The 26,021-nt window shown below is 73.8% G+C and carries 29 protein-coding genes and 1 pseudogene; 20 read left to right on the plus strand and 10 right to left on the minus strand.

Features of this window, described 5'->3' with window-relative positions; genetic code table 11:
- Positions 1–86: 86 nt before the first annotated feature.
- The 5 genes from ACFYXE_RS23445 (at position 87) to ACFYXE_RS23465 (ending at position 4,407) form a co-directional block, all read left to right on the plus strand.
- Positions 87–332: a DUF1049 domain-containing protein gene (locus ACFYXE_RS23445; RefSeq protein ID WP_389315239.1), complete on the plus strand. Its 246-nt coding sequence runs from the start codon at positions 87–89 to the stop codon at positions 330–332.
- Positions 329–664: a hypothetical protein gene (locus tag ACFYXE_RS23450; RefSeq protein WP_389315241.1), complete on the plus strand. Its 336-nt coding sequence runs from the start codon at positions 329–331 to the stop codon at positions 662–664. The genes ACFYXE_RS23445 and ACFYXE_RS23450 overlap by 4 nt, the downstream gene beginning before the upstream one ends.
- Positions 665–775: 111 nt before the next feature.
- A complete protein-coding gene (locus ACFYXE_RS23455) occupies positions 776–1,348 on the plus strand; it encodes a GNAT family N-acetyltransferase (protein WP_389315243.1) in 573 nt (190 codons plus the stop codon).
- Positions 1,349–1,442: 94 nt separating this feature from the next.
- Complete coding sequence (locus ACFYXE_RS23460) at positions 1,443–2,339, plus strand: arginase family protein (RefSeq protein WP_389315245.1); 897 nt, start codon at positions 1,443–1,445, stop codon at positions 2,337–2,339.
- A 94-nt stretch (positions 2,340–2,433) separates the two neighbouring features.
- Positions 2,434–4,407 (plus strand): DUF5107 domain-containing protein, encoded by a 1,974-nt coding sequence (locus tag ACFYXE_RS23465; protein ID WP_389315247.1) that lies wholly within the window; start codon positions 2,434–2,436, stop codon positions 4,405–4,407.
- A 181-nt stretch (positions 4,408–4,588) separates the two neighbouring features.
- Here ACFYXE_RS23465 and ACFYXE_RS23470 read toward each other — a convergent pair whose 3' ends face one another.
- The 5 genes from ACFYXE_RS23470 to ACFYXE_RS23490 form a co-directional block, all read right to left on the minus strand.
- Positions 4,589–5,941 carry an amidohydrolase gene (locus ACFYXE_RS23470; RefSeq protein ID WP_361181612.1) on the minus strand — a complete coding sequence of 451 codons (1,353 nt, stop codon included), beginning with the start codon at positions 5,939–5,941 and terminating at the stop codon, positions 4,589–4,591.
- Positions 5,942–5,994: 53 nt separating this feature from the next.
- Positions 5,995–7,293 (minus strand): amidohydrolase family protein, encoded by a 1,299-nt coding sequence (locus ACFYXE_RS23475; RefSeq protein WP_389315249.1) that lies wholly within the window; start codon positions 7,291–7,293, stop codon positions 5,995–5,997.
- Between the two features lie 244 nt (positions 7,294–7,537).
- Complete coding sequence (locus tag ACFYXE_RS23480; RefSeq protein WP_389315251.1) at positions 7,538–8,248, minus strand: GntR family transcriptional regulator; 711 nt, start codon at positions 8,246–8,248, stop codon at positions 7,538–7,540.
- An 81-nt stretch (positions 8,249–8,329) separates the two neighbouring features.
- Positions 8,330–8,686: a VOC family protein gene (locus ACFYXE_RS23485; protein ID WP_361181662.1), complete on the minus strand. Its 357-nt coding sequence runs from the start codon at positions 8,684–8,686 to the stop codon at positions 8,330–8,332.
- A 170-nt stretch (positions 8,687–8,856) separates the two neighbouring features.
- Positions 8,857–8,934 carry a 50S ribosomal protein bL37 gene (locus ACFYXE_RS23490; protein ID WP_370443954.1) on the minus strand — a complete coding sequence of 26 codons (78 nt, stop codon included), beginning with the start codon at positions 8,932–8,934 and terminating at the stop codon, positions 8,857–8,859.
- A gap of 163 nt (positions 8,935–9,097) precedes the next feature.
- On the opposite strand from ACFYXE_RS23490, the gene ACFYXE_RS23495 reads away from it, so the two are divergent.
- Positions 9,098–9,562, plus strand: a complete 465-nt coding sequence (locus ACFYXE_RS23495) for a phage holin family protein (protein ID WP_389315253.1) — start codon at positions 9,098–9,100, stop codon at positions 9,560–9,562.
- Between the two features lie 57 nt (positions 9,563–9,619).
- Here ACFYXE_RS23495 and ACFYXE_RS23500 read toward each other — a convergent pair whose 3' ends face one another.
- Both ACFYXE_RS23500 and ACFYXE_RS23505 read right to left on the minus strand, forming a co-directional pair.
- Positions 9,620–10,717, minus strand: a complete 1,098-nt coding sequence (locus ACFYXE_RS23500) for an enolase C-terminal domain-like protein (RefSeq protein WP_389315255.1) — start codon at positions 10,715–10,717, stop codon at positions 9,620–9,622.
- A 13-nt stretch (positions 10,718–10,730) separates the two neighbouring features.
- Positions 10,731–11,717: a TIGR03557 family F420-dependent LLM class oxidoreductase gene (locus ACFYXE_RS23505; RefSeq protein ID WP_389315257.1), complete on the minus strand. Its 987-nt coding sequence runs from the start codon at positions 11,715–11,717 to the stop codon at positions 10,731–10,733.
- Positions 11,718–12,036: 319 nt separating this feature from the next.
- On the opposite strand from ACFYXE_RS23505, the gene ACFYXE_RS23510 reads away from it, so the two are divergent.
- From ACFYXE_RS23510 to ACFYXE_RS23560, 11 genes are all read left to right on the plus strand, one after another.
- A complete protein-coding gene (locus ACFYXE_RS23510; protein WP_389315259.1) occupies positions 12,037–13,890 on the plus strand; it encodes a transketolase in 1,854 nt (617 codons plus the stop codon).
- A gap of 79 nt (positions 13,891–13,969) precedes the next feature.
- Positions 13,970–14,341, plus strand: a complete 372-nt coding sequence (locus ACFYXE_RS23515; RefSeq protein ID WP_361178367.1) for a gas vesicle protein — start codon at positions 13,970–13,972, stop codon at positions 14,339–14,341.
- A 108-nt stretch (positions 14,342–14,449) separates the two neighbouring features.
- Positions 14,450–14,881 carry a gas vesicle structural protein GvpA gene (locus ACFYXE_RS23520; RefSeq protein ID WP_361178365.1) on the plus strand — a complete coding sequence of 144 codons (432 nt, stop codon included), beginning with the start codon at positions 14,450–14,452 and terminating at the stop codon, positions 14,879–14,881.
- On the plus strand, positions 14,878–15,618 hold the full coding sequence (locus ACFYXE_RS23525; RefSeq protein WP_389315262.1) for a GvpL/GvpF family gas vesicle protein: 741 nt from the start codon (positions 14,878–14,880) through the stop codon (positions 15,616–15,618). The genes ACFYXE_RS23520 and ACFYXE_RS23525 overlap by 4 nt, the downstream gene beginning before the upstream one ends.
- 18 nt (positions 15,619–15,636) lie before the next feature.
- The gene (locus tag ACFYXE_RS23530; protein WP_361178360.1) at positions 15,637–15,876 is read left to right on the plus strand and encodes a gas vesicle protein GvpG; all 240 of its coding nucleotides are present in this window, start codon (positions 15,637–15,639) and stop codon (positions 15,874–15,876) included.
- 2 nt (positions 15,877–15,878) lie between these two features.
- Positions 15,879–16,586 carry a DNA primase gene (locus tag ACFYXE_RS23535; protein WP_389315265.1) on the plus strand — a complete coding sequence of 236 codons (708 nt, stop codon included), beginning with the start codon at positions 15,879–15,881 and terminating at the stop codon, positions 16,584–16,586.
- The gene (locus ACFYXE_RS23540) at positions 16,579–17,739 is read left to right on the plus strand and encodes an SRPBCC family protein (RefSeq protein ID WP_389315267.1); all 1,161 of its coding nucleotides are present in this window, start codon (positions 16,579–16,581) and stop codon (positions 17,737–17,739) included. The genes ACFYXE_RS23535 and ACFYXE_RS23540 overlap by 8 nt, the downstream gene beginning before the upstream one ends.
- A complete protein-coding gene (gene gvpJ / locus ACFYXE_RS23545; RefSeq protein ID WP_361178354.1) occupies positions 17,736–18,101 on the plus strand; it encodes a gas vesicle protein GvpJ in 366 nt (121 codons plus the stop codon). The genes ACFYXE_RS23540 and gvpJ overlap by 4 nt, the downstream gene beginning before the upstream one ends.
- Positions 18,091–18,939 (plus strand): GvpL/GvpF family gas vesicle protein, encoded by an 849-nt coding sequence (locus tag ACFYXE_RS23550; protein ID WP_389315269.1) that lies wholly within the window; start codon positions 18,091–18,093, stop codon positions 18,937–18,939. The genes gvpJ and ACFYXE_RS23550 overlap by 11 nt, the downstream gene beginning before the upstream one ends.
- On the plus strand, positions 18,936–19,124 hold the full coding sequence (locus ACFYXE_RS23555) for a gas vesicle protein (RefSeq protein ID WP_361178350.1): 189 nt from the start codon (positions 18,936–18,938) through the stop codon (positions 19,122–19,124). The genes ACFYXE_RS23550 and ACFYXE_RS23555 overlap by 4 nt, the downstream gene beginning before the upstream one ends.
- Positions 19,125–19,213: 89 nt before the next feature.
- Positions 19,214–19,477, plus strand: a complete 264-nt coding sequence (locus ACFYXE_RS23560) for a gas vesicle protein K (RefSeq protein ID WP_389315558.1) — start codon at positions 19,214–19,216, stop codon at positions 19,475–19,477.
- A 25-nt stretch (positions 19,478–19,502) separates the two neighbouring features.
- On the opposite strand, the gene ACFYXE_RS23565 is transcribed toward ACFYXE_RS23560, so the two are convergent.
- Together ACFYXE_RS23565 and ACFYXE_RS23570 are read right to left on the minus strand one after the other, a co-directional pair.
- Positions 19,503–20,312, minus strand: coding sequence for a class I SAM-dependent methyltransferase (locus ACFYXE_RS23565; protein WP_389315271.1), 810 nt, complete (start codon positions 20,310–20,312; stop codon positions 19,503–19,505).
- Positions 20,313–20,504: 192 nt separating this feature from the next.
- Positions 20,505–21,515: pseudogene (locus ACFYXE_RS23570) on the minus strand (bifunctional phosphatase PAP2/diacylglycerol kinase family protein); the annotation flags it as partial.
- A 125-nt stretch (positions 21,516–21,640) separates the two neighbouring features.
- Between ACFYXE_RS23570 and ACFYXE_RS23575 the strand changes: the two are divergent.
- The gene (locus ACFYXE_RS23575; RefSeq protein ID WP_361178345.1) at positions 21,641–23,269 is read left to right on the plus strand and encodes an ATP-binding cassette domain-containing protein; all 1,629 of its coding nucleotides are present in this window, start codon (positions 21,641–21,643) and stop codon (positions 23,267–23,269) included.
- 37 nt (positions 23,270–23,306) lie between these two features.
- Here ACFYXE_RS23575 and ACFYXE_RS23580 read toward each other — a convergent pair whose 3' ends face one another.
- Positions 23,307–24,884: an alpha/beta hydrolase gene (locus tag ACFYXE_RS23580; protein WP_389315273.1), complete on the minus strand. Its 1,578-nt coding sequence runs from the start codon at positions 24,882–24,884 to the stop codon at positions 23,307–23,309.
- Positions 24,885–25,112: 228 nt separating this feature from the next.
- Between ACFYXE_RS23580 and ACFYXE_RS23585 the strand changes: the two genes are divergently transcribed.
- Together ACFYXE_RS23585 and ACFYXE_RS23590 are read left to right on the plus strand one after the other, a co-directional pair.
- Positions 25,113–25,346 carry a DUF6158 family protein gene (locus ACFYXE_RS23585; RefSeq protein ID WP_389315275.1) on the plus strand — a complete coding sequence of 78 codons (234 nt, stop codon included), beginning with the start codon at positions 25,113–25,115 and terminating at the stop codon, positions 25,344–25,346.
- Complete coding sequence (locus tag ACFYXE_RS23590; protein WP_389315277.1) at positions 25,343–25,999, plus strand: TIGR03086 family metal-binding protein; 657 nt, start codon at positions 25,343–25,345, stop codon at positions 25,997–25,999. The genes ACFYXE_RS23585 and ACFYXE_RS23590 overlap by 4 nt, the downstream gene beginning before the upstream one ends.
- The last annotated feature ends 22 nt before the right edge of the window (positions 26,000–26,021 follow it).

The raw sequence follows: 26,021 nt of genomic DNA on the forward strand, positions 1-26,021 counted from the left end.
CCCCTACCGCGCGCGCTCCGCTCCCCGGCTGCCCATGCTGGGGAGCGGGGGGAGGCCGGCATACCACCGACGGAAGGGTCCACAGCATGAGCCCCAACACCTCCACGGGCGGTTCCAGGAGCGGCGGCTCGGGCGGCGGGCTGATGACACCCGGCAGGGTGGCCGTCGCCGCGGTCGTCATCCTCACCCTGGTCTTCATCTTCGAGAACACCCGCAGCACCAAGATCCGACTGCTGATCCCCGAAGTGACCATGCCCCTGTGGATGGCCCTGCTCGGCACGGGAGTGATCGGTGCCCTGTGCGGGGCCTACTTCATGCGGAGGCGCAAGTGAACGAGCGGGCGACGGCACCGGTGAAGGTGCGGCTGGCACGGGTGGGCGTGGTGGTGGGCGGCGCCGCCGCGGCCACCGTCCTGACGGTCACCGCGGCCGCTGCGGCCGGACCCCCGCTGCCGGACTTCCGGGGCAGGGGGCTGATCCACGTCTTCAACACCGTCGACGCCCGCACCCCCGTGCACGTCCAGGACATCGGCGGACGCCGGCACGTCCTGTGGCCCTTCAACTGGAAGGTGTGCACCCAGTCCCCGGCGCCGGGCCAGCAGGTCGCCGGCGGCCCGGTCAGCATCGGGGTGGTCAAGAACGACGAGCGCTGCCCCGCGCGCTGAGGCAGGCCCCGGGAGTGCCGACGGCCTCCGCCGCTTGCGGCGGACCTCGGCGCCCGGCCTCCGCCGCCCGCGGGCGTCCCTGCCACCGCGCGGTGCGGATAGCGTGGGCGGATGCCTGATCACGCCGCCGCACCCGCTCCCCGCGCGGGCATCCGCCCCCTCGCCCTCACCGATGCCGCCGAGTTCACCGCACGCGCGAGGGAGAGCCGGGACCTGCACCACCCCTGGCTCTTCCCGCCCTGCGCGGACGACACCTTCCGCGCGTACGCGGGAGCACTCGTCGAGGACCCGGCCAGGGCCGGATTCCTGGTGTACGAGCGGCACGACGGCGCCGTCGGCGGGTTCATCAACATCAACAACATCGTCCGCGGCGGCTTCCGCTGCGGCGCGCTCGGATACGGCGCCTTCGCGCACGCGGCGGGCACCGGCCTGATGACCGAGGGCCTCCACCTCGTCCTCGACCACGCCTTCGGGCCCATGGGACTGCACCGCCTGGAGGCCAACATCCAGCCGGAGAACGCCGCTTCGATCGCCCTGGTCCGCCGCGCGGGTTTCCGCCACGAGGGCTTCTCGCCGGACTTCCTCTTCATCGACGGGGCCTGGCGCGACCACGAACGCTGGGCGATCACCGCGGACATGGACCGGGCGCCGGGAACAGGCGGGGCGACTTCCGGCCAAGGATGAGCGATCACCGCCCTCTACACCACGGCAGGGCCCGCGCACCCGACATCACCGGGAGTGTTGAAAGGGCCGGTGCGCGTCGCGGAGGATGGGCGGCATGCGGAATATCGTGGTCGTCGACGCCCCTTCCAACCTGGGCCTGCGCCCGCCCGCCCCCGGCACCGTGCCCGGCTGCTACAAGCTCGCCGGAGCGCTGCGGGAGCGGGGCATCCTGCGCCGACTCGGCGCCTTCGAGGGCGGCGTCGTGGTCCCGCCCCGCTACGACCGGGGGGACTGGCAGGAGGGCGACGGCGTCTTCCACGCCGCCGCCATCGCCGACTACACCCGCAAGCTCGCCGACCGCATCGAACACCACGTGCGCTCCGAGGACTTCGTCGTCGTGCTCGGCGGCGACTGCTCCATCCAGCTCGGCGCCGCCCTCGCGCTGCGCCGCGTCGGGCGGTACGGCATCGCGTCCCTGGACGGCTCCGCCGACTTCCGCCACCCCGGCAACTCCGACCGGATCGGCGCCGCGGGCGGCGAGGAACTCGCCCTCGCCACCGGCCGCGGCCAGGAGGACCTCACCGACATCGAAGGACTGCGCCCCTACGTGCGCGACGAGGACGTCTGTCTCTTCGGCCTGCGCGACGGCGACGAGGACCGCGCGGAGTTCACCGCCCTGAAGATCGCCAACGCGACCGTCGGCGAGCTCAGGAAGTGGGGCCCCGAGAACATCGGCCGCGCCGTCGTCCAGACCCTCGAAGTACCCGAACTCGACGGCTTCTGGGTGCACCTGGACGCGGACGTCCTCGACCCGTCGGTGATGCCCGCCGTCGACAGTCCCGACCCCGGCGGCCTGCTCCCCGACGAACTCCTCGACCTGCTGCGGCCGTTCGTCACCTCCCCCCGCTGCGCCGGGCTCAACGTCACCATCTACGACCCCGACCTCGACCCGGACGGCAAGGCGGGCGACGTCTTCACCGACGTGATCGTGGCCGCGCTCGGCGGGTCCTGAGCGCCCTCGGCACGGCCGCCGGGGCCCGCGCACGACGCCTTTGCGCAATCCTGACCTGGGCGGCCCCTGGTCGGCGCCCCGCCGACCGTGTTCCATGGTGATCGTGAAGACCACCGTGCGACGCGACGTACTGACCCTGCCCGCTGCCGAGCCCGGACCCGAGAACCCGCTGCCGCCCCTGCTGCCGCTGCGGAACGTGCACACCCTCGACGAGCGCGCCAAGGAGGGGCTGCCGCGCGACATGGCGCGCCAGCTCGGGTACGCGCCGCTCGGCTCGCCGCTGCCCACCCGGGTCCGCGACGCGTACGGCCGCACGCGCACCGAGACCCGGCTCGACGTGCTCGTCGTCGAGAACGCCCGGCTGCGCGCCACCGTCCTGCCCGGGTACGGCGGCCGCGTCCACTCCCTCCTGCACAAGCCCACCGGACGCGAACTCCTCTACCGCAACCCGGTGCTGCAGCCCGCCGCGTTCGCGCTCAACGGCGCCTGGTTCTCCGGCGGCATCGAGTGGAACATCGGCGCCACCGGACACACCACCCTGTCCTGCGCACCCGTGCACGCCGCCCGGGTGCGGGCGCCCGACGGCGGCGAGATGCTGCGCCTGTGGGAGTGGGAGCGGCTGCGCGACCTGCCCTTCCAGGTCGACCTGTGGCTGCCCGAGGACTCCGACTTCCTGCACGTCGGCGTCCGCGTCCGCAACCCGCACGAGCGGCCCGCGCCCGTCTACTGGTGGTCGAACATCGCCGTGCCCGACGAGCGCAGGGTGCTCGCCCCGGCCGACGAGGCCTGGCACTTCGCGTACACGGGCGCGCTGCGCAAGGTGCCCGTCCCGGACTTCGAGGGCGCCGACCGCACCTACCCGCGGCGCAGCGAGCACCCCGCCGACTACTTCTACGACGTGCCGGACGGCGAGCGGCGCTGGATCGCCGCGCTCGACGAGGACGGGCACGGCCTCGTCCAGACCTCCACGGACCTGCCGCGCGGCCGCAAGCTGTTCCTCTGGGGCACCGGGACCGGCGGGCGGCGCTGGCAGGAGTGGCTCACCGAACCGGGCACCGGGGGCTACGCGGAGATCCAGTCGGGCCTCGCCCGCACCCAGCTCGAACACGTACGCCTGGACGCCGAGGCCGAGTTCAGCTGGCTGGAGTCGTACGGGCCGCTGTCCGCGCCCCCCGAGCGCGTGCACGGAGACTGGGCTCCGGCGCGCGCAGAAGTGGCGGCACGCCTCGCCGACGCGCTGCCGCGGGACGCCGTCGACGCCGCCTACCGGGCGTGGCTGACCCGCGCCGACGACGAGCCCGGCGAGGTTCTCGCCACCGGCTCGGGCTGGGGTGCCCTCGAAGTCCTGCGCGCCGAGTACAAGCTGCCGGGGACGCCCTTCGACCCGTCGACGCTCGGCCCGGAGCAGGAGCCCTGGCTCGAACTGCTGCACTCGGGCGCCGTCCCCGAACCGCGCAAGGTCGCGCCGCCCGGCCCGACGCTGGTCGCCCCGCACTGGCGCGACATGCTGGAGACCGCGCCCGCGCGCCCGCTCGCCGAGTACCACCTGGGCATCGCCCAGTGGCACGCGGGCGATCGGGCGCAGGCCGTCCGCAGTTGGGAGCGCGGCCTGGAACTCGCGCCCTCGCGCTGGCCGTTGCTGCGCTGCCTGGCCGTCGCCGACCAGTCGGAGGGCACCACGGATCGGGCCGCCGACCGGTACGCGGAGGCGTTCGACGACCTCTGCCAGGAGCGGCGCGACGACGGGGCCGTCTGGACGGGGGCTACCGCGGCGCTCGGCCGCGAGACGGTCACCGCGCTGCTCGCCGCGGGGCGCACCGAAGCGGCCCGCGGTGTCTGGGACCGCCTCCACGAAGCCACCCGCGCCGAGGGCCGCTTCCGCCTCCTGGAGGCCCAACTTCTTTATGCGGAGGGGGACATGGCGGCCGTGCGGGCCGTCTTCGACGCCGGCTTCGAGGCGGCCGACCTGCGCGAGGGTGCCGAGACCCTGGGCGAGCTGTGGGCGGCGGCGACGGACGAGGAGATACCGGAGCGGTACGACTTCCGGATGCGGCCCGCGGAGGGCTGAGGGGCGCGGTGCGCGGAGGGGTGGAGGGCGCGGTCCGCGGAGGGGCGGAACGGGAAGGGGTGGGACGCGAAGGGCCGGGGACGGGAAGGGCCGGGGACGGGAAGGGCCGGGGACGGGAAGGGCCGGGGACGGGAAGGGGTGCGGCCCGTGCCGGGCCGCACCCTCTCACCGCACTGTCCGCTCAGACCAGTTCGCCGTCGCGGGCCACCACGCGGCCGCCGTGCACCACCAGGTCCCGCTGGGGCATGTCGACGATGGCCTGCGGCACGCCCTCGCCGCGGACGAGGATGAAGTCGGCCGGGGCGCCCGGGGTGAAGTCCGCGTGGCGCAGACCCATGACGTCCGCGCCGCCGTGCGCGCCGACGCGGTAGCAGTCCGTCAGCTCCTCGTCGAGCCGGACGTCGGTGACCCAGCCCAGGATGTGCGTGCGGTGCAGCATGTCCGCGTTGCCGAACGGGCTCCACGCGTCGCGCACCCCGTCCGAGCCGAGCCCGACGCGCACTCCGTGCTCGTTCAGCTTCGCGATCGGCAGCACCAGCGACTCGTTGGGCGCCACCGTCGTCAGGGAGATGTCCAGCTCGCCGAGGTCGGCCGCCATCGTGTGGAGCGCGCCGTCCGACAGGTGGGGCAGGCAGAAGACGTGACTGACCGTCACCTTGCCGCGCAGGGACAGCGCCCGGGTGCGCTCGATGATGGCGCGCAGCACCTCGGTGCCCTTCTCGTCCCGGTCGTGCAGATGGATGTCGACGCCCACGCCGTGCCGGTCCGCGAGGCCGAAGACCAGGTCGAGCTGCTCGTCCATCGCGTGGTCGAAGCTGATCGGGTCGATGCCGCCGATGAAGTCGGCGAGCCCGGAGCGGGCGGCCTCCTCCAGGAGTTCGGCGGTGCCCGGCGCGCGGACCACGCCGTGCTGGGGGAACGCCACGATCTGCACGTCCAGCGCGTGCCGCAGCCGGTCCCTGGCGTGCGCGACGCCTTCGAGGCCCGCCAGGTCGTAGGCGGGCGCCACGTCCGCGTGGGCCCGCATCGCCCGGGTGCCGCGGGTCACGGCGTGTGCCATCAGGCCGTGGGCGCGCTCGCCGACCGGGCGGGGCTGGCTCTTGAACAGCTCGACGTCCTGGGCGACGTAGTCGGCGATGCCGCTCGCCGGCTTCCGCTTCACCCAGGAGCCGCCCCAGGTCGTCTTGTCGGGGTGGATGTGGGCGTCCACGAGGGAGGGCAGGGCGATCCGGCCACCGCCCTCGACGACCTTGGCGCCCCGGGGCGCGGGCCGGTCCGTGATCCTGCCGTCGACCACGACGAGGTCGACGGACTTCTTCGCGCCGAGGGGGCGCACGTCCCGGAAGACGACGGCCCGGGGGTGGTGGCGGTCGCCGGACGCGCGGGCGTCGGACTCCCGGGCGGTGCCGGGGGCGGCGGACACCGGGGCGCCGGCGGACGCGGCGGCGGTCGGGGCACCGGCCGACAGGGTGGCTCCGGTGCCGGCCAGGGCGGCGGCGCCGGCGATCATGCCGCGGCGGGACAGGGGCGTCATGGGGGTCTCCTTCGGGTCGGGCGGGGCGGAACGGGTCGGCGGGGTGCAGGTATTCACAGCGCGATGCCCGAACGCACCACGCGGACCGGCTTCTTGAGGACGCTCACGTCGGCCAGCGGGTCGCCGTCCAGCAGCACCGCGTCGCCCGCGAAGCCGCGCGCCAGACGGCCCGCGCGGCCCTGCAGCCCCAGCAGGCGCGCGGCCCCCGTGGTGGCCGTGCGGATCGCGTCGAGGGCGGACAGGCCCGCCTCGCGCATCAGCTCCACCTCGCGGCCGATGGGCTTGACCTTGCCGCCGGAGGAGTCGGTGCCCGCGGCCAGCGGCACGCCCAGCTCGTGGGCGGCGAGCACGGCCCGCTTGAGCGCGGGCAGGTACGTGCGGCCGCGCTCGGCGAGCACCGGGTCGGAGGACTCCACGAGTCCGGCGATGGCGGTCAGCGTCGGCGTGAAGTAGGTGCCCCTGCGGCGCATCTCGCGCAGGGTGTGCTCGCCGACGAACGCCCCGTGCTCCAGCGAGCGGATGCCCGCCGTCACCGCGTCGTGACAGCCCTTCTCGCTGTAGCTGTGGCAGAGCACGCCCTTGCCGCCCCGCTTGGCGGCCGCGACGACCTCGGACAGCTGCTCGCGGTCGTAGACCTGGGCCAGCGGGTCCTGTTCGGGCAGCCCGGCGCGCTCGTTGACGCGCGTCTTGATGACGTCGGCGCCCCGGGCGAGGTTGACCTCGACGACGCGGCGCAGCGTCTCGGGGGAGCGCACGCCGTCGCGGAGCCGGGCCAGCGGGGTCAGGTCGGGGTCGGCGAGGACGGTGTCGCCCAGGTCGGGCGTGACGAAGATGCCGGCGGCGCGCAGCCGGGGCGCGAGCCGCGGCGCCTGGCGCGCCAACTCCCGTACGGCGATGTCCTGGTAGAAGTTGGTCGACCCGCTGCGTGCGGAGGTCGCGCCCTGGCGCACGGCGTCGTGGGCCTCGGCGGCGGTGTTGAGGTGGATGTGCGCCTCGACGAGCCCGGGCAGGATCCAGCGGCCGTGTGCGTCGAGCACCTCGGCGCCCTCCGGGACCCGGGTGCGCCCCCGGCGGCCCGCCGCGCGCACGATGCCGTCGGCGATGACGACGACGGCGTCCTCGGTGACCTCGCCGGTCGCGGGGTCGAGCAGGGTGCCGCCCTCGATGACGAGGTCCCCGGTCGTGGCGCTGCCGCTGCCGCTGCCGGTGCGGGTCCGCCGCTGTCCGGCCGCCGCTGCCTGCGGCGCGGCGGCGGAGAGCGCCGCCGTGGTGCCCGCGAGCGCCGCCGCGCCCGCGAGGATGCCGCGTCGGGTGAGCCGGGAGGCGGGCGGCGGGGTGTTCTCAACGCACATCGGGCGACTCCAGAGGGGGGAGTGGGGGAGGGGGCCGTGGGGAGCGGAGGGGACGCGTCCGCCAGTTTGTATACCAACAGTGGATCCCCTGCAAGGGTGGCCGGAGCGGGAGCGACCTATTGCGCGGTAAATGCCGGAAAGGCCGAGGGGGATCAAGGGTCTGGTATACAGAATGCCGCCGTGCTCGGCCCGCACCTCTCGCCGACCGTGCCGCCGCCGCGTGCCCGCGTACCCGCGTCGGGCGTCAGACCCGCCCGCTCTCCTCGAAGAGCGACTTCAGCGCCACCGCCTGGCTGTCGCGGACATGGAGCAGGGTGCTCGCCGCCGCCGTGTCCTCGTCGCCCGCCGCGATCTGCCGGTAGATGAGCCGGTGCTGGGCCCGCATGTGATCCGGCTCGGCGCGCATCCCGAACAGGAGCTGGAGCTGCCAGCTCAGCTGCTCCATCGTGCGGGCCAGCAGCGGATTGCCGGAGAGGGCGACGATGCCCTCGTGGAACGCGGTGTGGGCGGCGACCTCGCGCGCCCCGTCGTCCGCGTCCGAGGCCCGCTCGGCGTGGCCGAGGGTGGCCCGGAGCGCGGCGAGGCCCGGCGGCTCCCCGGGCGCACAGCGCGCCACCCGGCGCGCCGAGAGCCGGGACGCCTGGACGGCGAGGGGCTCCCACACCTCGTACAGGTGCCGTACGTCGTCGCGTTCCAGGCGGCGGACCCGCACGCCGCTGTGCGGCAGGAGTTCCAGCAGGCCCTCGGCGACCAGTGAGCGCAGGGCCTCGCGGACCGGGACGCGGGACATCCGCAGCTCCTCGGCGACCTCCCGCTCCACCAGGCGCGCGCCCAGCGCGTAGCGGCGGTCGACGATGCGCTGCCGGACGGCCTCGCGGGCCTGGGCGCTCAGCGACGTCCGCTCGGCGCCGCCCGTGCCGCCGTTCGCCGCGTCACCCGTCGTCCTGCCCGCCACGTGCACCGTCCTCCGTTCGACAGGCCCTCGTGGCCCGCAGGCCCTGGCCCCGTCGTGGAGGATAGCCGTGGAGGCTGCGGGTCAGCTCTGCGGGACGCGGCGGTCGACGTACTCGAAGACGGAGCCGTCCGGGTGCATCGCGATGAGGTTGCGGCCTGCGGGGGTGGGGACCGGGCCCGCGATGACCCGGGCGCCGGAGGCGTTGAGGACCATGTACGCCTCGTCGACGTCCTTGACCGCGATCGTCGCCGAGACCTTGCGGAGCACCTCCAGCTCCTGCTCGGGGCCGCTCATCAGCAGGAAGCAGCCGATCGCCGCGACGGAGACGCCGCCGCGCTCGAAGCGCATGGCCGTGCCGCCCGCGAGCCGCTCGTAGAACGCGACCGAGGACTCCAGGTCCTCGACGCAGATCCGCAGCGTGGTTCCCAGGATCTCCATGGTTGGAACGCCCTCACCTCTTGGACCGGTCACCGGCCCCGCAACGATTTCATGATTGCCCGCTCGCCCGCCACCGCCTCCGGCGAGAAGATCCGCCAACTCCCTTGCCCCGCACGCACGTCGGAGGGCGGCACCGTCCGGTGCCGCCCTCCGATCCGTCGTGCCCGCCGTCAGGACTGGGGACGGCTGCCGTGGTTCGCGCCGTTCTTGCGGCGGGCCTTCTTCTTGCGGCGTCGCTTCGAGGACATGGATACCTCCGTGGTTCCGATGGTGCTTCCCGGGTGCGAATCCGGGCGATCATGCGCCGCCTACCCGGGGGACAACCCGGTCATGGCGTGGCCTGCGTCACGTACCGGCCAGGTGTGCGGGAGGGCTCCGTTACGCCCCTGGGCCCGCGGGTACCCGGGCGCCATGACTGGCCCAGAGAAGACCCCGACCGGCCTCGACGCAGGCCTGACCGACGAACTGGTCCGGACGCTCCGCGCCGAACTGCGCGAGGAGCTGCGCGAGCAGACCAGGAAGCAGCGGCGCACGGCCACGCTCTACGCCGCGTCCGGGACCGCCGCCCTCTACGCGGGCGCCGCGCTGGCACTCGGCCTCGGCCTCGTCATCGCCCTCGGTCTGCCCGGCTGGGCCGCGGCCCTCATCATGGCCGCCGTGCTCGGCGTGACGGCCTTCCTGCTGCGCAACGCGGCCCGGCCGAAGCCGGCCCGGGACGCCGGGGACACGACCGTGCCCGGAGCCGGCGCCCTGCCGGAGCCCGGCGGCGCCGTCCCCGCGCCTCCCGTCGCACCGCCGGGCGGGCTCGACGCGCCCGCGCCCCCGCCGATGCCGCCCACCGTGCCCGCCCCGAAGTCCCCGCGCGCCGAACGCTGAGGCGTCCCGCGCGGCGCCCGCCGCGGGCGCGCGGCCCCCGGGATCGGGCGACGGGGATCAGGCGACGCGGAACTCCTGCACCTCCTCCGTGCGCAGCCGCAGCCCGTGCCCGATGCCCCCGCCCGGGCGGACCGTGCCGCCGGTCGGGTCGAGCGCGCCGTCGAAGAACATCGACTCGATCCGCACGTGGTCGTGGAACCACTCGACGTGCCGCAGGTTCGGCACGCACGCGGCGACGGCCGCGTGCGCGTGCGGCGCGCGGTGCGCCGAGACCTCCAGGCCGTGCGCCTGCGCGAGCGCCGCCGCGCGCAGCCACTCCGTGAGGCCGCCGCAGCGCGTCGCGTCCACCTGGAGGCAGTCGACGGAGGGGATCATGCGGGCGAAGTACGGCAGGTCGTAGCCGTACGCGCCGGCCGCCACGTCGCACACCACCGCGTCCCTGACCAGCGCGAGCCCCCGCAGGTCGTCCGAGGACACCGGTTCCTGGAACCAGCCCACGCCGTACTCCGCGAGCACCCTGCCCACGCGGACCGCCTGCTTGCGCGTGTAGCCGCCGTTCGCGTCGACGTACAGCTCGGCCTGCGGGCCGATGACGTCGCGCGCGGTGCGGACCCGGGACAGGTCGCGGGCGGCGGCCCGGCCCCAGCCCTCGCCCACCTTGATCTTGACGCGCGGGATCTGCTGCCCGTGCACCCAGCCGTTCAGCTGCGCCGCCAGATGCGTGTCGTGGTACGTGGTGAAACCGCCGCTCCCGTAGACGGGGACGGCGTCCCGGGCCGCCCCGAGCAGCCGCACCAGCGGCAGTTCGAGGAGGCGGGCCTTGAGGTCCCACAGGGCGATGTCGACCGCCGAGATCGCGCACGCGGCGGCGCCCTGGCGGCCGGTGTCGCGGACCGCCTTCGTCATCGCGTCGTGCGCCGCCGGGATGTCCAGGGCGTCACGTCCCCTGATCACGGGGGTGAGCTGCTCGTCGACGAGGGCGGCCACGGCCGCCGGGGCGTAGGTCCAGCCGGTGCCGGTCGCGTCGCCCGCCGTGACCTCCGCGACGACGACCGTCGTGGTGTCCCAGGCGAAGGTGGCGTCGGCCTCGGGCGCGTCCGCGGGCACGGTGTACGCGGAGACGACGGGCCGCTCGATGGGGACTGCGTGCTTCATCGGACGGTCTCCCTCAGCCGGTGCCCTGCGGGGAGGCGGGCGGGGCGCCCTGCACCTGCGGGAGCACCTTCGTGCGGTAGAAGTCGAAGAAGCTCCGCTGGTCGGGCCCGATCTGGCTCACGTACACCCGGTCGAATCCCGCGTCGGTGAACGCCGTGAGCGTCCGCACGTGCTCGTCGACGTCGTCGCCGCACGTGAAGTGTGCGGCGGCCGCCCCGTCGGTGACCAGCGGGTCCAGCTGCTCGAAGTGGCGCGGCGTCGGCAGGATCTGGCCCACCTCGCCCGGCAGCAGCTGGTGGCCCCACAGCGCGCGGGCCCGGCGGGCCGCCGCGTTGCGGTCCGGCCCGTAGGACACCCGGACCCCGCCGCTGACCGGCTTGCCGCCCCCGCCGCCCTTGCGGTAGTGGGAGACCAGCGTCTCGTCGGGCGTCATCGTGGCGAAACCGTCGCCGATGCGCGCCGCGAGCGCCGTCGCCTTGGGCCCGAAGCCCGACACGTCGATGGGCACCGGCTCGTCCGGCACCGTGTAGAGGCGGGCCTTCTCGACGGTGTAGTGCGTGCCCTGGTGGCTGACCTCCGCGCCGGTGAAGAGGTTCCGCATGATCTGCACGGCCTCCTCCAGCATCTCCAGGCGGATGTGCACCGGCGGCCAGGCGCCGCCCAGGATGTGCTCGTTGAGCGCCTCGCCCGTGCCGACGCCGAGGCGGAACCGGCCGCCCGTCAGCACCGCGCTGGTCGCCGCGGCCTGCGCCACGACCGCCGGGTGCATGCGGACGGTGGGACAGGTCACCGCCGTCTGCAGGGGCAGCGACACCGCCTCGGCGAGCGCGCCGATCACCGACCAGACGAACGGGCTCTGTCCCTGCGCCGCGTTCCACGGGTGGTAGTGGTCGGAGATCCACAGCGCCTCGAACCCGGCCTGCTCGGCCATCCGAGCCTGTTCGACGAGCTCGGCGGGCCCGAACTCCTCGGTGGCCAGGAAGTATCCGTACTCGGGCATGGGCGTGCACCTCCGGAAACGGCGGAGCGGGAGTCGGACGGACACGACTGCGGGTAACCCCGGCGGGGCCGGGCAAACGGCGGCCGCACGGGTCCGCCGGACGGTCCTTCCCGGGACCGCTCCGGGCGCCGTCCCCGGGGCGCGGCGGACCGGGGCGCCGCGCCCCCGGACCCGGAGTTTGGTGGCCGCCGGGCAGGGGCACGCGGGGGGTCCCGTCCGCCGGACCCGGGGCCACCGCGCCCGGGGCGCCGCCCCGCGTGGTGCGGCCCGCCGGGCGCGTACCGGCACCCACGCACCCGAGGAGAACCGGAGAACCCACATGACCAGCAGTGACGACCAACTGGGCGCACTCGCCCGGCAGTTGCGCGTCGACTCCGTCCGGGCCGCGGCCGCCGCGGGCTCGGGGCACCCCACCTCGTCGATGTCCGCCGCCGACCTGATGGCGGTGCTCGTCGGCCGCCACCTCCACTACGACTTCGAGCGGCCCGACCACCCCGGCAACGACCGGTTCATCCTCTCCAAGGGGCACGCCTCACCGCTCCTCTACGCCGCGTACAAGGCGGCCGGGGTGCTCACCGACGACGAACTGCTCACCTTCCGCGAGCAGGGCAGCCGCCTCGAAGGCCACCCCACGCCCCGCGCCCTGCCCTGGGTCGAGGTCGCCACCGGCTCGCTCGGGCAGGGGCTGCCCGTGGGCGTCGGCATGGCCCTGTCCGGCAAGCGGCTCGACCGCATCCCGTTCCGCGTCTGGGTGCTGTGCGGCGACAGCGAACTCGCCGAGGGCTCCGTCTGGGAGGCCGCCGAGCACGCCGGGTACGAGCACCTCGACAACCTCACCGCGATCGTCGACGTCAACCGCCTCGGCCAGCGCGGGCCGACCCGCCACGAGTGGCAGCTGAGCGCCTACGCCGACCGGTTCAGGGCGTTCGGCTGGCACGTCGTCGAGACCGACGGGCACGACATCGACGCCGTCGACCGCGCCTGCCGGGAGGCGGGCTCGACCGTCGGGCAGCCCACCGTGATCCTCGCCCGTACCGTCAAGGGCAAGGGCGTCGCCTCCGTGGAGAACCGGGAGGGCCTGCACGGCAAGCCGCTGCCGGACGTCGACGCGGCCGTCGAGGAACTGGGCGGCGTCCACGACGTCCACGTGGAGGTGCGCAGGCCGGCCGCCGCACGGGCCCTGCACGCGGTCCGCAGCGGCCACCTCGAACTGCCCCGCCACGCGCTGGGCGACGCCGTGGCGACCCGTACCGCCTACGGACAGGCGCTCGCCGCGCTCGGCACCGCGCGCGGCGACGTGGTGGCCCTGGACGGCGAGGTCGGCGACTCCACGCGCACGGAGTACTTCGCCAAGGAGCACCCCGACCGGTTCTTCGAGTGCTACATCGCCGAGCAGCAGCTCGTCGCCGCCGCCGTCGGCCTTGCGGCGCGCGGCTGGGTGCCGTACGCCTCCACGTTCGCCGCGTTCCTCACCCGCGCCCACGACTTCGTGCGGATGGCGGCGGTGAGCGGCGCCGACATCAACCTCGTCGGCTCGCACGCGGGCGTCGCCATCGGCCAGGACGGGCCGTCCCAGATGGGCCTGGAGGACCTCGCGCTGTTCCGCGCGGTGCACGGCTCCACGGTCCTGTACCCGTGCGACGCCCACCAGACGGGACACCTCGTCGCGCAGATGGCCGGGCTCGACGGGATCAGCTACCTGCGCACCTCGCGGGGGGACGCGCCCGTCATCTACGGGCCCGACGAGGAGTTCCCGGTCGGCGGCTCCAAGGTGCTGCGCTCCGGCCCGGACGACCGGCTGACCGTGGTGGCCGCCGGGGTGACCGTCCACGAGGCGCTGGCCGCCGCGGACGCGCTCGACCGCGAGGGCATCCAGGTGCGGGTCGTCGACCTGTACTCCGTCAAGCCGGTGGACCGGGAGACGCTGCGCGAGGCGGCCGGGCAGACCGGCTGCCTGCTCACCGTGGAGGACCACCGGGAGCAGGGCGGCCTCGGCGACGCGGTCCTCGACGCCTTCACCGACGGCAGGCCGGTGCCGCGCCTGGTGCGGCTCGCCGTCCGCACCATGCCGGGTTCCGCGTCCCCCGCGGAGCAGCTGCGCGCCGCGGGCATCGACGCGGAGTCGATCGCCGTCGCGGTCCGGCTCCTCGTCGAACAGGGCGTCGTCGGGTGAACGGCACCGGCGGCCGTTCGGATACCGAGCGATCACGTTTGGCCAAGGCTCTGCGTGGTACCCGGTGCGAGAGGTGAACATGGCCAATACGACGCGTAAGACGACAGACAGCAAGACATCCGGCGAAGAGGATGAGAAGCCGGAGGCCGAGGTGTCGGAGACCGAGGCGTCGGGCGGCGGCAAGAGCGCGCTGCCGGGCCCCATGGTGGTCCTTCGGCACGGCCGGGAGCAGCTCGCCGAGCTGACCGGCATGACGCCCGAATCGGTGTCCTCCTTCGAGCGCACCGAGGACGGCTGGCTTCTGCAGATCGAGGTCCTGGAACTGGCCCGGGTCCCCGACACGATGAGCCTCATCGCGAGCTACGAGGTCCAGCTCGACCCGCAGGGCGAGCTCACCGGCTACCGGCGGACGCGGCGCTACGAGCGGGGCCGTTCGGAAGCGCGCGGCTAGCCGTCCCGGTACCCCGGTGCGCGGCCCGTGGAGGAGTGGCCCCGCACCACGAGAAAGAGCCGCCAGGAGCAGCACAGAGCAGACAGACATCTAGGAGGCGCAGACCGCATGACAGTAGTCCCGGCACAACAGTCCGGCGGCGGCGGAGGTGGCACCAGTGGCCTGTACGACGTCGTGGAACTCATCCTCGACCGAGGACTCGTCATCGACGCCTTCGTCCGTGTATCGCTCGTCGGCATCGAGATCCTGAAGATCGACGTCCGTGTCGTCGTCGCGAGCGTCGACACCTACCTGCGGTTCGCCGAGGCGTGCAACCGCCTCGACCTGGAGACCGGCCAGAAGAAGGACCCCGGCCTGCCCGGCCTCGTCGGCCAGATGACGGAGTCCGGCGCCAAGGGCAAGTCCAAGGGAGCGCTGTCCGGCGCGGCCGAGACCATATCGGACGCCTTCAAGCAGTCCCGTGAGGAAGGCCAGCGCCAGAGCGAGGAGCGGCCGCGTGCGCGGCGTTCGACCTCCCGCCGGAAGGAGGAGAGCGAGTGACCACCTACGTCTACGGCATCGCGAGCAGCGACCACCCGGCGCTGCCGGACGGCATGGAGGGCATCGGCCGGCCGGCCTGCCCCGTGCGCATCCTCAAGAGCGGTGAGCTCGCCGCCATCGTGAGCGACGCCCCCGAGGACCTCAAGCCCAAGCGCCGCGACCTGCTCGCGCACCAGAACGTCCTCTCGGAGGCCGGCGCCGCCGGCTCGGTGCTCCCGATGCGCTTCGGCAGCCTCGCGCCGGACGACGAGACCGTCGTCTCCGTCCTCGGCGAGCGCTCCGGCCACTACGAGGAGCGCCTGCGCACCCTCGACGGCAAGGTCGAGTACAACGTGAAGGCCACCCACGACGAGCAGGCCGTGCTGCACCAGATCCTCGCGGAGAACCCGGACCTGCGCTCCATGGTCGAGGCCCAGCAGCAGCAGGGCGGCGGCAGCCACGAGCAGAAGCTGCAGCTCGGCGAGATGATCACCTCTCAGGTGCAGGCTCGTGAGTCGCACGACGCCGTCCAGGTGCGGCGCGCGCTGGAACCGGCCGCCGAGGCGGTCGGCGATGGTCCCGAGAGCAGCGGCTGGCTGGCGAACGTCTCGTTCCTGGTGGACCGCAAGTCCGCCGAGGGCTTCCTCGCCGCCGTCGAGGAGCTGAAGTCCACCCAGCCGCACCTCGACCTGCGCGTGCACGGTCCGCTGCCCCCGTACAGCTTCGTGGACCCGGGGCCTGCCCAACCCGCGCAGTGACCTTAGGGGACTGATCGCATGGGACTGATCGGTGAGCTGCTGCTCCTGCCCCTGGCCCCCGCCCGAGGCTCCCTCTGGGTGCTCCGGCAGGTGGTCGACGAGGCCGAGCGGCAGTACTACGACCCCTCGGCGATCCGCCGTGAACTCTCCCGCCTGGAGGAACTCCTGGAGGCGGGGGAGATCGACGAAGCCGAGTTCGAACGGTGCGAGGACCAGCTCCTCGACCGAATGCAGCACAGCACAGGACAGGACTTCTGAGAATGAACCGACTGGCAGTAGGCCTCGCCGTGGGCGCGGGATACGTCCTCGGCAGGACGAAGAAGGCGAAGTTCGCGTTCGCCGTCGGCTCGATGGTGGCCGGCAAGCGACTCAATCTGAGTCCCAAGGCGCTGGGGGCGATGGTGACCCAGCAGCTGGAGAACAACCCGCAGTTCAAGGAGATAGGCGACCAGCTGCGCCAGGATCTGCGGGGCGTGGGCAAGGCTGCCACCGGCAACCTCCTCAACCGGCAGCTCGAAGGGCTCGCCGACCGCCTGCACGACCGCACGCTCGGCGTGCAGGACCGCATCGCGGGCGTGGCGCCGGACGACGTCAAGAAGACCGTCAAGGGCACCGTCGTGAAGGACGACGACGAGGCCGACGAGGCCGACGAGTACGACGACGTCGAGGCCGAGAAGGCGGACGACGACGCGGAGGACGCCGACGAGGACAGGGGCCGGGACTCCGGCCGGGACGAGGAGTCCGGGCCGCGCAAGAAGGCCCCGTCCAAGCGGACGGCGTCCAAGCCCGCGGCGAAGACCGCCGCCGCCAAGACGGCGAAGAAGGCCCCGGCCAAGAAGACCGCGCAGAAGACGGCCCGCAAGACCGCCCAGAAGAAGTCCACCGCGGCGGCGCGCGGCACCGCCCGCAGGACCTCTTCGGCCCGCACCTCGGGCGGCCGTACGAAGGGAGACAGCGATCATGGCTGACTCGCCCTTGAAGAACATCACGCAGAGCCCGGCCGTGGACCGTCTGAAGGACGAGGCGCAGGCCTACCTCATGGCGCAGGTCGAGCGCGCGCTCGTCGGCGTGGGCCACAAGCTCGGCGGCGCCACCACCAAGCTGAACGACATCGCCGAGGGCAACAGTCCCGGCTTCGGCAAGCTGGCCATGCAGGCCGGCAAGAAGGTCGCCGAGGGAAAGGGCCCGGTGCGCAGCGCGCTGGAGATCGGCGGCACGCACTTGAAGGACAAGGTCAAGGACACCTTCAAGGGGCTGGGCGGCAAGCGGAAGAAGGGTGGGGGTGGGCAGAAGCCCACGGTGATCCTGGAGTCCATCGATGTGGGTGTGCCGTTGCGGGACGCCTATGACCAGTGGACGCAGTACCAGGAGTTCTCGACGTTCGCCAAGGGTGTCAAGAGCGCCTCGGTGGCCAGTGACACGGACTCGGACTGGCAGCTGAAGGTGTTCTGGTCCAGCCGGAGCTGGAAGGCGCACACCACCGAGCAGGTGCCCGACCAGCGGATCACCTGGACCTCGGAGGGCGCCAAGGGCACCACCAAGGGCGTGGTGACCTTCCACGCGCTGGGCGACAACATCACCCGGGTCCTGCTGATCATCGAGTACTACCCCAAGGGACTCTTCGAGAAGACCGGCAACATCTGGCGCGCCCAGGGCCGCCGGGCCCGCCTGGACCTCAAGAACTACGCCCGGCACATCTCGATGCGCGGTGAGGCGAGCGACGGCTGGCGCGGCGAGATCCGCGACGGCGAGGTCGTGCGCACCCACGAGGACGCCGTGGCCGAGGAAGAGGAACAGCGCGAGCAGGACGAACTCGACGGCCAGGACGAACACGAGGACGCCGACGAGGCCACCGCCGAGACGGACGAGGACGCCGAGGAGTACGACGACGCGGAGTCCGAGTACGACGAGGACGGCGAACCGGTCGAGGAGTACGAGGACGAAGAGGAGCCCGAGGAGGAGCCCGAGGCGGAGTACGAGGAGGACCTCGAGGACGAGGACCTGCCCGAGGGCGAGCCCGAGGACGAGTACGAGGACGCCGAGGACGCCGAAGACGCCGAGGACGACAAGCGGCGTGAGTACGCCGAGTCCGGCAGCGGCGGCGGGCGGAGCCGCCGATGACCACGGCTGCGGGCCGACTGCCCGACCCCTACGGACACGACGGGGGCGGTGCCAACCTGGCCGACATCCTCGAACGCGTCCTGGACAAGGGCATCGTCATCGCCGGTGACATCAAGATCAACCTGCTCGACATCGAACTGCTCACCATCAAGCTCCGCCTCATCGTCGCCTCGGTCGACAAGGCCAAGGAGATGGGCATCGACTGGTGGGAGAACGATCCGGCCCTGTCCACGGGTGCGCGCAGCGGTGAACTCGCCAGGGAGAACGAAGAGTTGAAGCAGCGCCTGGCCGAGCTCGAGGACCGGATGGCCCTGGAGCCGGCCGAGAAGAAGAAGGAGACCCGTGAACGCCGTGAACGATGAACGGCAGGGCGACGGGCCGCGCGAGGACGTTCTGACCTACGTCTATGCGGTCTGCCGCCCGCTCACCGCACCGCTCGCCGCCGACCTCACCGGGGTCGGCGGCGTGCCGCCGCACCAGATCGCCCACGCGGGCCTGGTGGCGCTGGTCGGCCCGGTGCCGGAGCGCGACTTCGCGGAGGCGGCGCTGCGCGCGCACCTGGAGGACCTGGACTGGCTCTCCGACACGGCCCGCGCGCACCAGCGGGCGATCGACGCGCTGACCGCCGTCACCTGCCCGCTGCCGCTGCGCCTGGCGACCGTCTTCCGGGACGACGACGGCGTCCGCGCGATGCTGGAGGAGGGCGCGGAGCGCTTCCACCGCGTCCTGGAGCGGATCGACGGCCGGGTGGAGTGGGGCGTCAAGGTCCACATGGACCCGGTGACGTCCGACGAGCCGTCGGCCGCCGCGCCGGCCAAGCCCGCCAGCGGGCGCGACTACCTGCGCAGCCGCCGCACGCAGCGCACGGCCCAGGACGAGCGCTGGCAGGTGGCCGAGGGCTTCGCCCGGCGCCTGCACGACGCGCTGGCGCGCCAGGCCGACGACAGCCGGCTGCACGCGCCGCAGAACCAGTCCCTCTCCCGCGCGCCGGGCCGCAACATCCTCAACGCGGCCTATCTGGTGCCCCGCGCGGACTCGGAGGAATTCGTCGAGCTGGTGGACCGCACCAAGGACGACGAGGACGAGGTGCACGGTCTGCGGGTGGAACTGACGGGCCCGTGGGCGGCGTATTCCTTCACCGGCGACGACGGTGCGGACACGGGGAGCGCCGGGACCGCCGACGGGAAGAGCCGCGCATGACCGTCGTCGAGCGCCGGGAAATCGCCCTGGTCGACCTGCTGGACCGGCTCCTCGCGGGCGGTGTCGTCATCGCGGGCGACGTCACCCTGCGGATCGCGGACGTCGATCTCGTACGCATCGACCTCAAGGCCCTGATCAGCTCGGTGAACGAACAGGTGCCGTCACCGTGGCCGGAGTTGGAGTGACCATGGAGCAGGACCAGCAGGACCAGCAGGACCAGCAGGACCAGCAGGACCAGCAGGACCAGCAGGGCCGGCAGGACGGCCGCAAACGGATGGACCTCGACCCCGACACCGTGGAGCGGGACCTGGTGAAGCTCGTCCTGACGGTCGTCGAACTGCTCCGTCAGCTGATGGAGCGGCAGGCGGTACGCCGCTTCGACACCGGTGAGCTGAGCGAGGACCAGGAGGAGCGGATCGGCCTGACGCTGATGCTCCTGGAGGACCGGATGGCCGAACTCCGCAACCGGTACGGGCTGCGGCCCGAGGACCTGAACCTGGACCTCGGGCCGCTGGGCCCGCTGCTTCCCCGGGAGTGAGACGGGGCGGCGGGAGCCGGCCGGACTACTTCCGGCAGAGGACCTCGCCGTTCAGCACGGCGAACCACGCGTCCTTCCGCGCGCCCCATTCCCGCCACGCCGCCGAGACGGTGCGCAGCCCCGCCGCGTCGGTGTGACCACCGCCCACCGCGCGCCCGGCGTACGCGGAGGCGACCGTGCGGTCCGCCCACAGCTCGCTCCACCAGGCGCGCTCCTCCTCGGTGCTGTAGCACCAGGTGTCCGCGGTCGCGGTGATGTCCGTGAAACCGGCCGCCAGCGCCCAGGACTTCAGGCGCCGCCCCGCATCGGGCTCGCCGCCGTTGGCGCGGGCCACCCGCCGGTACAGGTCCAGCCAGTCGTCCATGGCGGGCACCTCCGGATACCAGGTCATCGCCCGGTAGTCCGCGTCGCGCACCGCGACGAGACCGCCCGGCCTGCAGACCCGCCGCATCTCGCGCAGCGCCTGCACCGGGTCGCCCACGTGCTGCAGCACCTGATGGGCGTGCACGACGTCGAAGCTGTCGTCGGGGAAGTCGAGGTCGTGCACGTCCGCGACGGCGAACCCGACGTTCTCCAGGCCGCGTTCGGCGGCGGTGGCGCGGGCCCGGTCCAGGATGTCGGGGGCCTGGTCCACGCCCGTGACCCGGCCCTCGGGGACCAGCGCCGCCAGGTCGGCGGTGATGGTGCCGGGGCCGCAGCCGATGTCGAGGACCGTCATGTGCGGGCGCAGCGAACCGAGCAGGTACGCGGCCGAGTTGGCGGCGGTGCGCCAGGTGTGGGAACGCAGCACGGACTCGTGGTGCCCGTGCGTGTAGACGGCGGTCTCCTTCGGCATGGCGATGCTCCCCTTCGTGGGCGTGCTGGGAGTGGACGTGGTGGGAGCACCGTACGTCGCCATGCCGAATGGTGAGACCTGCGTATCAGTATGTGGGCACCGGAGTGCTGGTCAGCGGGCAGCCGGGAGCGGACGGTAGACGGTCAGCGCCTCCGGACCCGAGGCGGCCGCGCCGCCGGACGCGGTGCCGGTCCCGGCCGTCTCCCCGGCCGTGAAGTGCCCGGCGTCCACGGTGACCGCGTCCCCCGCCTCCAGCGCGGCGGACAGGTCTCGCGCGTCCTGGACCCCGAGGTCCGCCGTGAGGCCGCCCGCCGTACCGCCGGGCAGCACCGCGAGCGGCACGTCGTGGCGCAGCGCCACCCTGGCCGCCGCGTGCACGGAGCCTTCGCCGCCGCACACGCCGAGGACCCTGGCGCGGGCCGCCGCCTTCTCCAGCTCGGCCCCCACGTCGGCGGGCTCGGCCACCACGACCTCCGCCTCGGGCAGCGCGTCGCTCAGCGCCCGCACGCGCCGCGCGGTACGCGCCCCCGCGTTCGCCACCAGGACCAGGCCCGCGCCGCCCGGCAGCGCGGGCGCCGCCACCGGGCTCCCCGGCGCGGCGGCACGGTCCCCCGTCGGCACCAGGCCGCGCACCGCGAACGCCGCGCCCACCCCGAGGGTCGCGCCCACCAGGACATCGCTCGGGAAGTGCGCCCCGGTGTAGATCCGGGACACCGCGACGGCGGCCGCCAGCGGCGCGACGGCCACGCCCCAGCCCCGCGACTCCAGCGCCACGCCCGTGGCGAACGCGGCGGCGGACGCCGAGTGGCCCGAGGGGAAGGACGTGGTGATCGGCTGCCGCTTCAGCTGCCGGATCAGCGGCACCGTGTCCAGGACCGGCCGCGGGCGGCGCACCGAACGCTTGCCCAGCGTGTTGATGGTCGCCGAGGCCAGCGCCAGCGAGGCCACCCCGCGCACGGCGGCGCGCCGCGCCCGCGGCGAGCCGGTCGCGGCGATCCCCGCGGCCGCCGCGAACCAGAGCACACCGTGGTTGGCGCCACGGCTGAGCCGGGGCAGCACGCGGTCGGCGCCCGGCCAGTGCCGGGTGGCGACCGCGTCGAAGAGCCTGCTGTCGAGGGCGATCAGCCGGGTCATGAAGGGGCGGCGCCCGGCGGCGGGGCGGGACAGGTCGATGCCGGAGACGTCCGGGGAGTCAGCGCACATGGCCCCCGCGTACCCACCGTGCCCCGCTTCAGGCGCCGGACCCGCGACGCCGCGGACCGGCTCCCGGCGGCCCGGGCACGCAAACGGTTTGCCCGCGCACCCCCCGGCCACGGACAATCCCGCTCATGGGACATCTGGAAGCCGCACACCTCGAGTACTACTTGCCGGACGGGCGGGCGCTGCTCGGCGACGTCTCCTTCCGGGTCGGCGAGGGAGCGGTCGTGGCCCTGGTCGGGGCGAACGGCGCGGGCAAGACGACCCTGCTCCGCCTGATCTCCGGCGAGCTCCAGCCGCACGGCGGCACCGTCACCGTGAGCGGCGGCCTCGGCGTGATGCCGCAGTTCGTCGGCTCCGTACGCGACGAGAGCACCGTGCGCGACCTGCTCGTCTCCGTCTCCCAGCCGCGGATCCGGGAGGCCGCCGCGGCCGTGGACGCCGCGGAGCACCTGATCATGACGGTCGACGACGAGGCCGCCCAGATGCGGTACGCGCAGGCCCTCTCCGACTGGGCCGAGGTCCAGGGGTACGAGGCGGAGACGCTCTGGGACATCTGCACCACGGCCGCCCTCGGCGTCCCGTACGACAAGGCGCAGTTCCGCGAGGTCCGCACGCTCTCCGGCGGCGAGCAGAAGCGCCTGGTCCTGGAGGCCCTGCTGCGCGGCACCGACGAGGTGCTGCTGCTCGACGAGCCGGACAACTACCTCGACGTGCCCGGCAAGCGCTGGCTGGAGGGGCAGCTCAAGGAGACCCGCAAGACCGTCCTGTTCGTCTCCCACGACCGGGAGCTGCTCGCCCGCGCCGCCGAGAAGATCGTCAGCGTCGAGCGGAGCCCCGAGGGCGCCGACGCCTGGGTGCACGGCGGCGGCTTCGAGACCTTCCACGAGGCCCGCAAGGAGCGCTTCGCGCGCTTCGAGGAGCTGCGCCGCCGCTGGGACGAGAAGCACGAGCAGCTCAAGAAGCTCGTGCGCACCCTGCGCCAGGCCGCCGACGTCAGCCACGAGATGGCCTCCCGCTACCACGCGGCCCAGACCCGGCTGCGCAAGTTCGAGGAGGCGGGCCCGCCGCCCGAGCCGCCGCGCGAGCAGGACATCACCATGCGCCTGCACGGCGGGCGCACCGGCGTGCGCGCGGTGACCTGCGAGGCGCTCGAACTGACCGGCCTGATGCAGCCCTTCGACCTGGAGGTCTTCTACGGCGAGCGGGTCGCCGTCCTCGGGTCGAACGGCTCGGGCAAGTCGCACTTCCTGCGCCTGCTCGCCGGCGACCCGGACCGGCCGGTCGAGCACACCGGCTTCTGGAAGCTCGGCGCGCGCGTCGTGGCGGGCCACTTCGCGCAGACCCACTCCCACCCGGAGCTGATGGGCCGCCCGCTCCTGGACATCCTGTGGCGCGAGCACGCGCAGGACCGCGGCGCCGCCATGTCCCGGCTGCGGCGCTACGAACTGACCCAGCAGGCCGAGCAGAACTTCGACCGGCTCTCCGGCGGCCAGCAGGCCCGCTTCCAGATCCTGCTGCTCGAACTGCAGGGCTGCACGGCGCTGCTCCTGGACGAGCCCACCGACAACCTCGACCTGGAGTCCGCGGAGGCCCTGCAGGAAGGCCTTGAGGCCTTCCAGGGCACGGTCCTCGCCGTCACCCACGACCGCTGGTTCGCCCGCTCCTTCGACCGCTACCTGGTGTTCGGCAGCGACGGCCGGGTCCGTGAGACGCCGGAGCCGGTGTGGGACGAGCGGCGGGTCGACCGCGTGCGGTAGACCCGCCGCCCCCGCGCCCCGCGCGGGCGTCGGACGGTCAGCCGAAGACCGGGTGCGCCGCCTCGCCGCGCCCGGTTCCCGGGGTCGCCCGGCACGTCACGTCCTTGCCCGGCAGCCGGCCGGTGACCAGGTAGGACGTGGCGGTGTCCTGCGCGCACCGGTTCGCGGGACCCGCCGCCATGCCGTACGCGACGCCGTGCCCCTCGCCCTCGTCGACGGTCACCATCCGGGAGCCCTTGAGGGCGCGGTGCATGCCCCGCGCCGCGGACAGCGGGGTCTGCGAGTCCCACTCGTTCTGCAGGATCAGCGTGCCGACCTCGTTGTCCACCCTGGTCAGGGGCTCGACCGGGGCGTCCCAGAAGGCGCACGGCGTGATGTTCGACGCGAAGTCGCCGAACAGCGGATAGCGGGCGGCGTCGCGGACCGAGTCGCGCAGGTACCTCCCCGGATCGCGCGGCGACGCGGCGTCCCCGCACACCACGGCCCACAGCGCCGACACGCCGTTGTCCGGGATCTCCGGCGGGGTCGGGAACTCGGGCACCGGCTTGCCCGCGGCGGCGTCCCTGAGGACCCCGACGAGCTCGGCGGCCCCGCGGACGGTGAAGAACTCGCGCCGCAGCACGGCGCGCACGTCGGCGCCCGTCAGCTTCGCGTCGCCCACCACGATCGGGTCCCGGTCGGCCCGCTCCACCAGACCCCAGAACGTCGCGCGCACCTCGGCCGGGGTCCTGCCCAGGTCGTACCGCCCGGCATGCGCCGCGGTCCACCGCGCCCACCGCCGGAACGCCGGCTCGACCTCCGGGGCCCACACCCGGAACATGTCGCGCCACATCAGCTTCGGGTCGACGGCGCTGTCCAGGACGAACCGGTCGGCGCGCCCGGGGAACAGCTGGGCGTAGACGGCCCCGAGGGCCGTCCCGTACGAGACGCCGAAGTACGAGATCTTCTTCTCGCCCAGGACGGCCCGCAGGATGTCCATGTCCCGGGCGGTGTTGCGGGTGGTGAGGTGTGCCAGCGTGGCGCCCGCCTTCTCGCGGCACTTGTCCGCCACGGTCCTGGCCCAGGCGACGTTCCGGTCGAACGGCCGGTAGTTGCGCGGCCATTGCCGCTCGGACTCGGTCAGGCCGCAGTTCACGGGGGAGCTCGCGCCGACGCCGCGGGGGTCGAAGCCGATCAGGTCGTAGCGGTCGGTGACCGCCTCGGGCATCTGCTCGGCGAAGTACAGCGGGAGGTCGAGCCCGACGCCGCCCGGCCCGCCCGGGTTGGACAGCAGCACACCGCGCCGCCGCTCCGGGTCGCCCGCCTCGATCCGGGATATCGCGAGGTCGAGGGTGGCGCCGCCGGGGGCGCGGTGGTCGAGGGGCACCTTCAGGGTGGCGCACTGGTAGGCGGCGGGGGTGTCCGCGCCGCATCTGTGCCAGTCCGGCGTCTGCCGGGTGAAGCGGTCCGGCGGGGCCGGGGCGGTCCCGGCGGTCCCCGGCCGGTCCGTGGCCGGGGCGGTGTGCGGCCGGGGTGCGGCCGAGGCCGTGGCGCCGACCAGGCCGGGGGTCAGCGCGACGGTCGCGCCGAGGGCGAGAAGCGGTAGGAGACGGCGTCGCGGTGCGCGGTGAGACACGTGGGCGGGTCCTTCCGTTCGGAATAGCTCTGCCGCATCTGTGGACGCCGGAACAGCGCCCCCTGCCTCCCCTCCAGGACCTGTCGTTTCCGGCCAACCCCGGGCCCGCGCGCCCACGGGTGCGCCCGCGCGGGGCGCGCGCGGACCCAGTGCGGTGCATGCTGGAGAGGACGGGCCGGGCGGCCACCCGGGGCGAGGAGCGACGCGACACGGCGATCGGAGCGGTCCATGGACGGAGTCGATCCGGGCAGGCTGGACGACCAACAGCTCATCAAGGAGCTGGAGACGATCCACCGCACCCGCCACACCACGCTGCTGCACGGCTCGAACGACGCCCTGCGCGCCCACGACGAGCGCATGGCGGCGCTGGAGGGCGAGTACCTGCGGCGCCATCCGCGCAGGTCGGTGGCGAGCGGCCGGACCCGCGCGGGCGCGCGGGAGAGGGGAACCGCGGACTCATGAGCGACGCGAAGGACACCGGGGCAAGCACGAGCGCCGAGGACACCGAGGGGACGGACGGCCGAGGCACCGCGGACGGGGCGGATCGCAGGTCCCTGCTCGCCCGGCACGCCGAGGCGCTCGACCTGTTCACCGACCGGGTGCACGCCGTCGGCGCGGGCCAGTGGGACGACGCCACCCCCTGCACCGACTGGACCGTGCGCGACCTGGTCGCCCACCTCACGTCCGAACAGCTCTGGGTGCCGCCGCTGGTGCGCGACGGCGCCACCACGGAGTCCGTCGGCGACGCCTTCGACGGCGACGTGCTCGGCCCCGACCCGGTCACGTCCTGGGACACCGCGGCCGCCGCCTCCCGTGCCGCCTTCCGCGCGGCGGGCGCCCTGGACCGCACGGTGCGGCTCTCCTTCGGCGAGACCTCCGCCGCCTTCTACTGCGGCCAGATGACCACCGACCTCGTGGTGCACGCCTGGGACCTGTCCCGCGCGATCGGTGCCGACGAGGCGCTGCCCGCCGGTCTCGTGGACTTCGCGCTGGGTGAAGTCAGCCCGTACGCCGCCGAGTTGGAGAAGAGCGGTCTCTTCGCCCCCGCGGTCCAGCCGCCGCCCGACGCGGATGCGCAGACCGAGCTCCTGAACCTCCTGGGGCGCAGGATGTGACACCGGCCTCGCACCGCCCCGG

The sequence above is a fragment of the Streptomyces sp. NPDC002564 genome (assembly GCF_042889645.1).
Taxonomy (GTDB): domain Bacteria; phylum Actinomycetota; class Actinomycetes; order Streptomycetales; family Streptomycetaceae; genus Streptomyces.

Bases quoted from the DNA above. Each gene is read 5' to 3' on its own strand.
- ACFYXE_RS23445 (WP_389315239.1), top strand. From the start codon at position 87: ATGAGCCCCAACACCTCCACGGGCGGTTCCAGGAGCGGCGGCTCGGGC.
- ACFYXE_RS23455 (WP_389315243.1), top strand. From the start codon at position 776: ATGCCTGATCACGCCGCCGCACCCGCTCCCCGCGCGGGCATCCGCCCC.
- ACFYXE_RS23460 (WP_389315245.1), top strand. From the start codon at position 1,443: ATGCGGAATATCGTGGTCGTCGACGCCCCTTCCAACCTGGGCCTGCGC.
- ACFYXE_RS23465 (WP_389315247.1), top strand. From the start codon at position 2,434: ATGGTGATCGTGAAGACCACCGTGCGACGCGACGTACTGACCCTGCCC.
- ACFYXE_RS23470 (WP_361181612.1), bottom strand. From the start codon at position 5,941: ATGACGCCCCTGTCCCGCCGCGGCATGATCGCCGGCGCCGCCGCCCTG.
- ACFYXE_RS23475 (WP_389315249.1), bottom strand. From the start codon at position 7,293: ATGTGCGTTGAGAACACCCCGCCGCCCGCCTCCCGGCTCACCCGACGC.
- ACFYXE_RS23485 (WP_361181662.1), bottom strand. From the start codon at position 8,686: ATGGAGATCCTGGGAACCACGCTGCGGATCTGCGTCGAGGACCTGGAG.
- ACFYXE_RS23490 (WP_370443954.1), bottom strand. From the start codon at position 8,934: ATGTCCTCGAAGCGACGCCGCAAGAAGAAGGCCCGCCGCAAGAACGGC.
- ACFYXE_RS23495 (WP_389315253.1), top strand. From the start codon at position 9,098: ATGACTGGCCCAGAGAAGACCCCGACCGGCCTCGACGCAGGCCTGACC.
- ACFYXE_RS23500 (WP_389315255.1), bottom strand. From the start codon at position 10,717: ATGAAGCACGCAGTCCCCATCGAGCGGCCCGTCGTCTCCGCGTACACC.
- ACFYXE_RS23505 (WP_389315257.1), bottom strand. From the start codon at position 11,717: ATGCCCGAGTACGGATACTTCCTGGCCACCGAGGAGTTCGGGCCCGCC.
- ACFYXE_RS23510 (WP_389315259.1), top strand. From the start codon at position 12,037: ATGACCAGCAGTGACGACCAACTGGGCGCACTCGCCCGGCAGTTGCGC.
- ACFYXE_RS23515 (WP_361178367.1), top strand. From the start codon at position 13,970: ATGGCCAATACGACGCGTAAGACGACAGACAGCAAGACATCCGGCGAA.
- ACFYXE_RS23520 (WP_361178365.1), top strand. From the start codon at position 14,450: ATGACAGTAGTCCCGGCACAACAGTCCGGCGGCGGCGGAGGTGGCACC.
- ACFYXE_RS23530 (WP_361178360.1), top strand. From the start codon at position 15,637: ATGGGACTGATCGGTGAGCTGCTGCTCCTGCCCCTGGCCCCCGCCCGA.
- ACFYXE_RS23535 (WP_389315265.1), top strand. From the start codon at position 15,879: ATGAACCGACTGGCAGTAGGCCTCGCCGTGGGCGCGGGATACGTCCTC.
- ACFYXE_RS23540 (WP_389315267.1), top strand. From the start codon at position 16,579: ATGGCTGACTCGCCCTTGAAGAACATCACGCAGAGCCCGGCCGTGGAC.
- gvpJ (WP_361178354.1), top strand. From the start codon at position 17,736: ATGACCACGGCTGCGGGCCGACTGCCCGACCCCTACGGACACGACGGG.
- ACFYXE_RS23555 (WP_361178350.1), top strand. From the start codon at position 18,936: ATGACCGTCGTCGAGCGCCGGGAAATCGCCCTGGTCGACCTGCTGGAC.
- ACFYXE_RS23560 (WP_389315558.1), top strand. From the start codon at position 19,214: ATGGACCTCGACCCCGACACCGTGGAGCGGGACCTGGTGAAGCTCGTC.
- ACFYXE_RS23565 (WP_389315271.1), bottom strand. From the start codon at position 20,312: ATGCCGAAGGAGACCGCCGTCTACACGCACGGGCACCACGAGTCCGTG.
- ACFYXE_RS23575 (WP_361178345.1), top strand. From the start codon at position 21,641: ATGGGACATCTGGAAGCCGCACACCTCGAGTACTACTTGCCGGACGGG.
- ACFYXE_RS23585 (WP_389315275.1), top strand. From the start codon at position 25,113: ATGGACGGAGTCGATCCGGGCAGGCTGGACGACCAACAGCTCATCAAG.
- ACFYXE_RS23590 (WP_389315277.1), top strand. From the start codon at position 25,343: ATGAGCGACGCGAAGGACACCGGGGCAAGCACGAGCGCCGAGGACACC.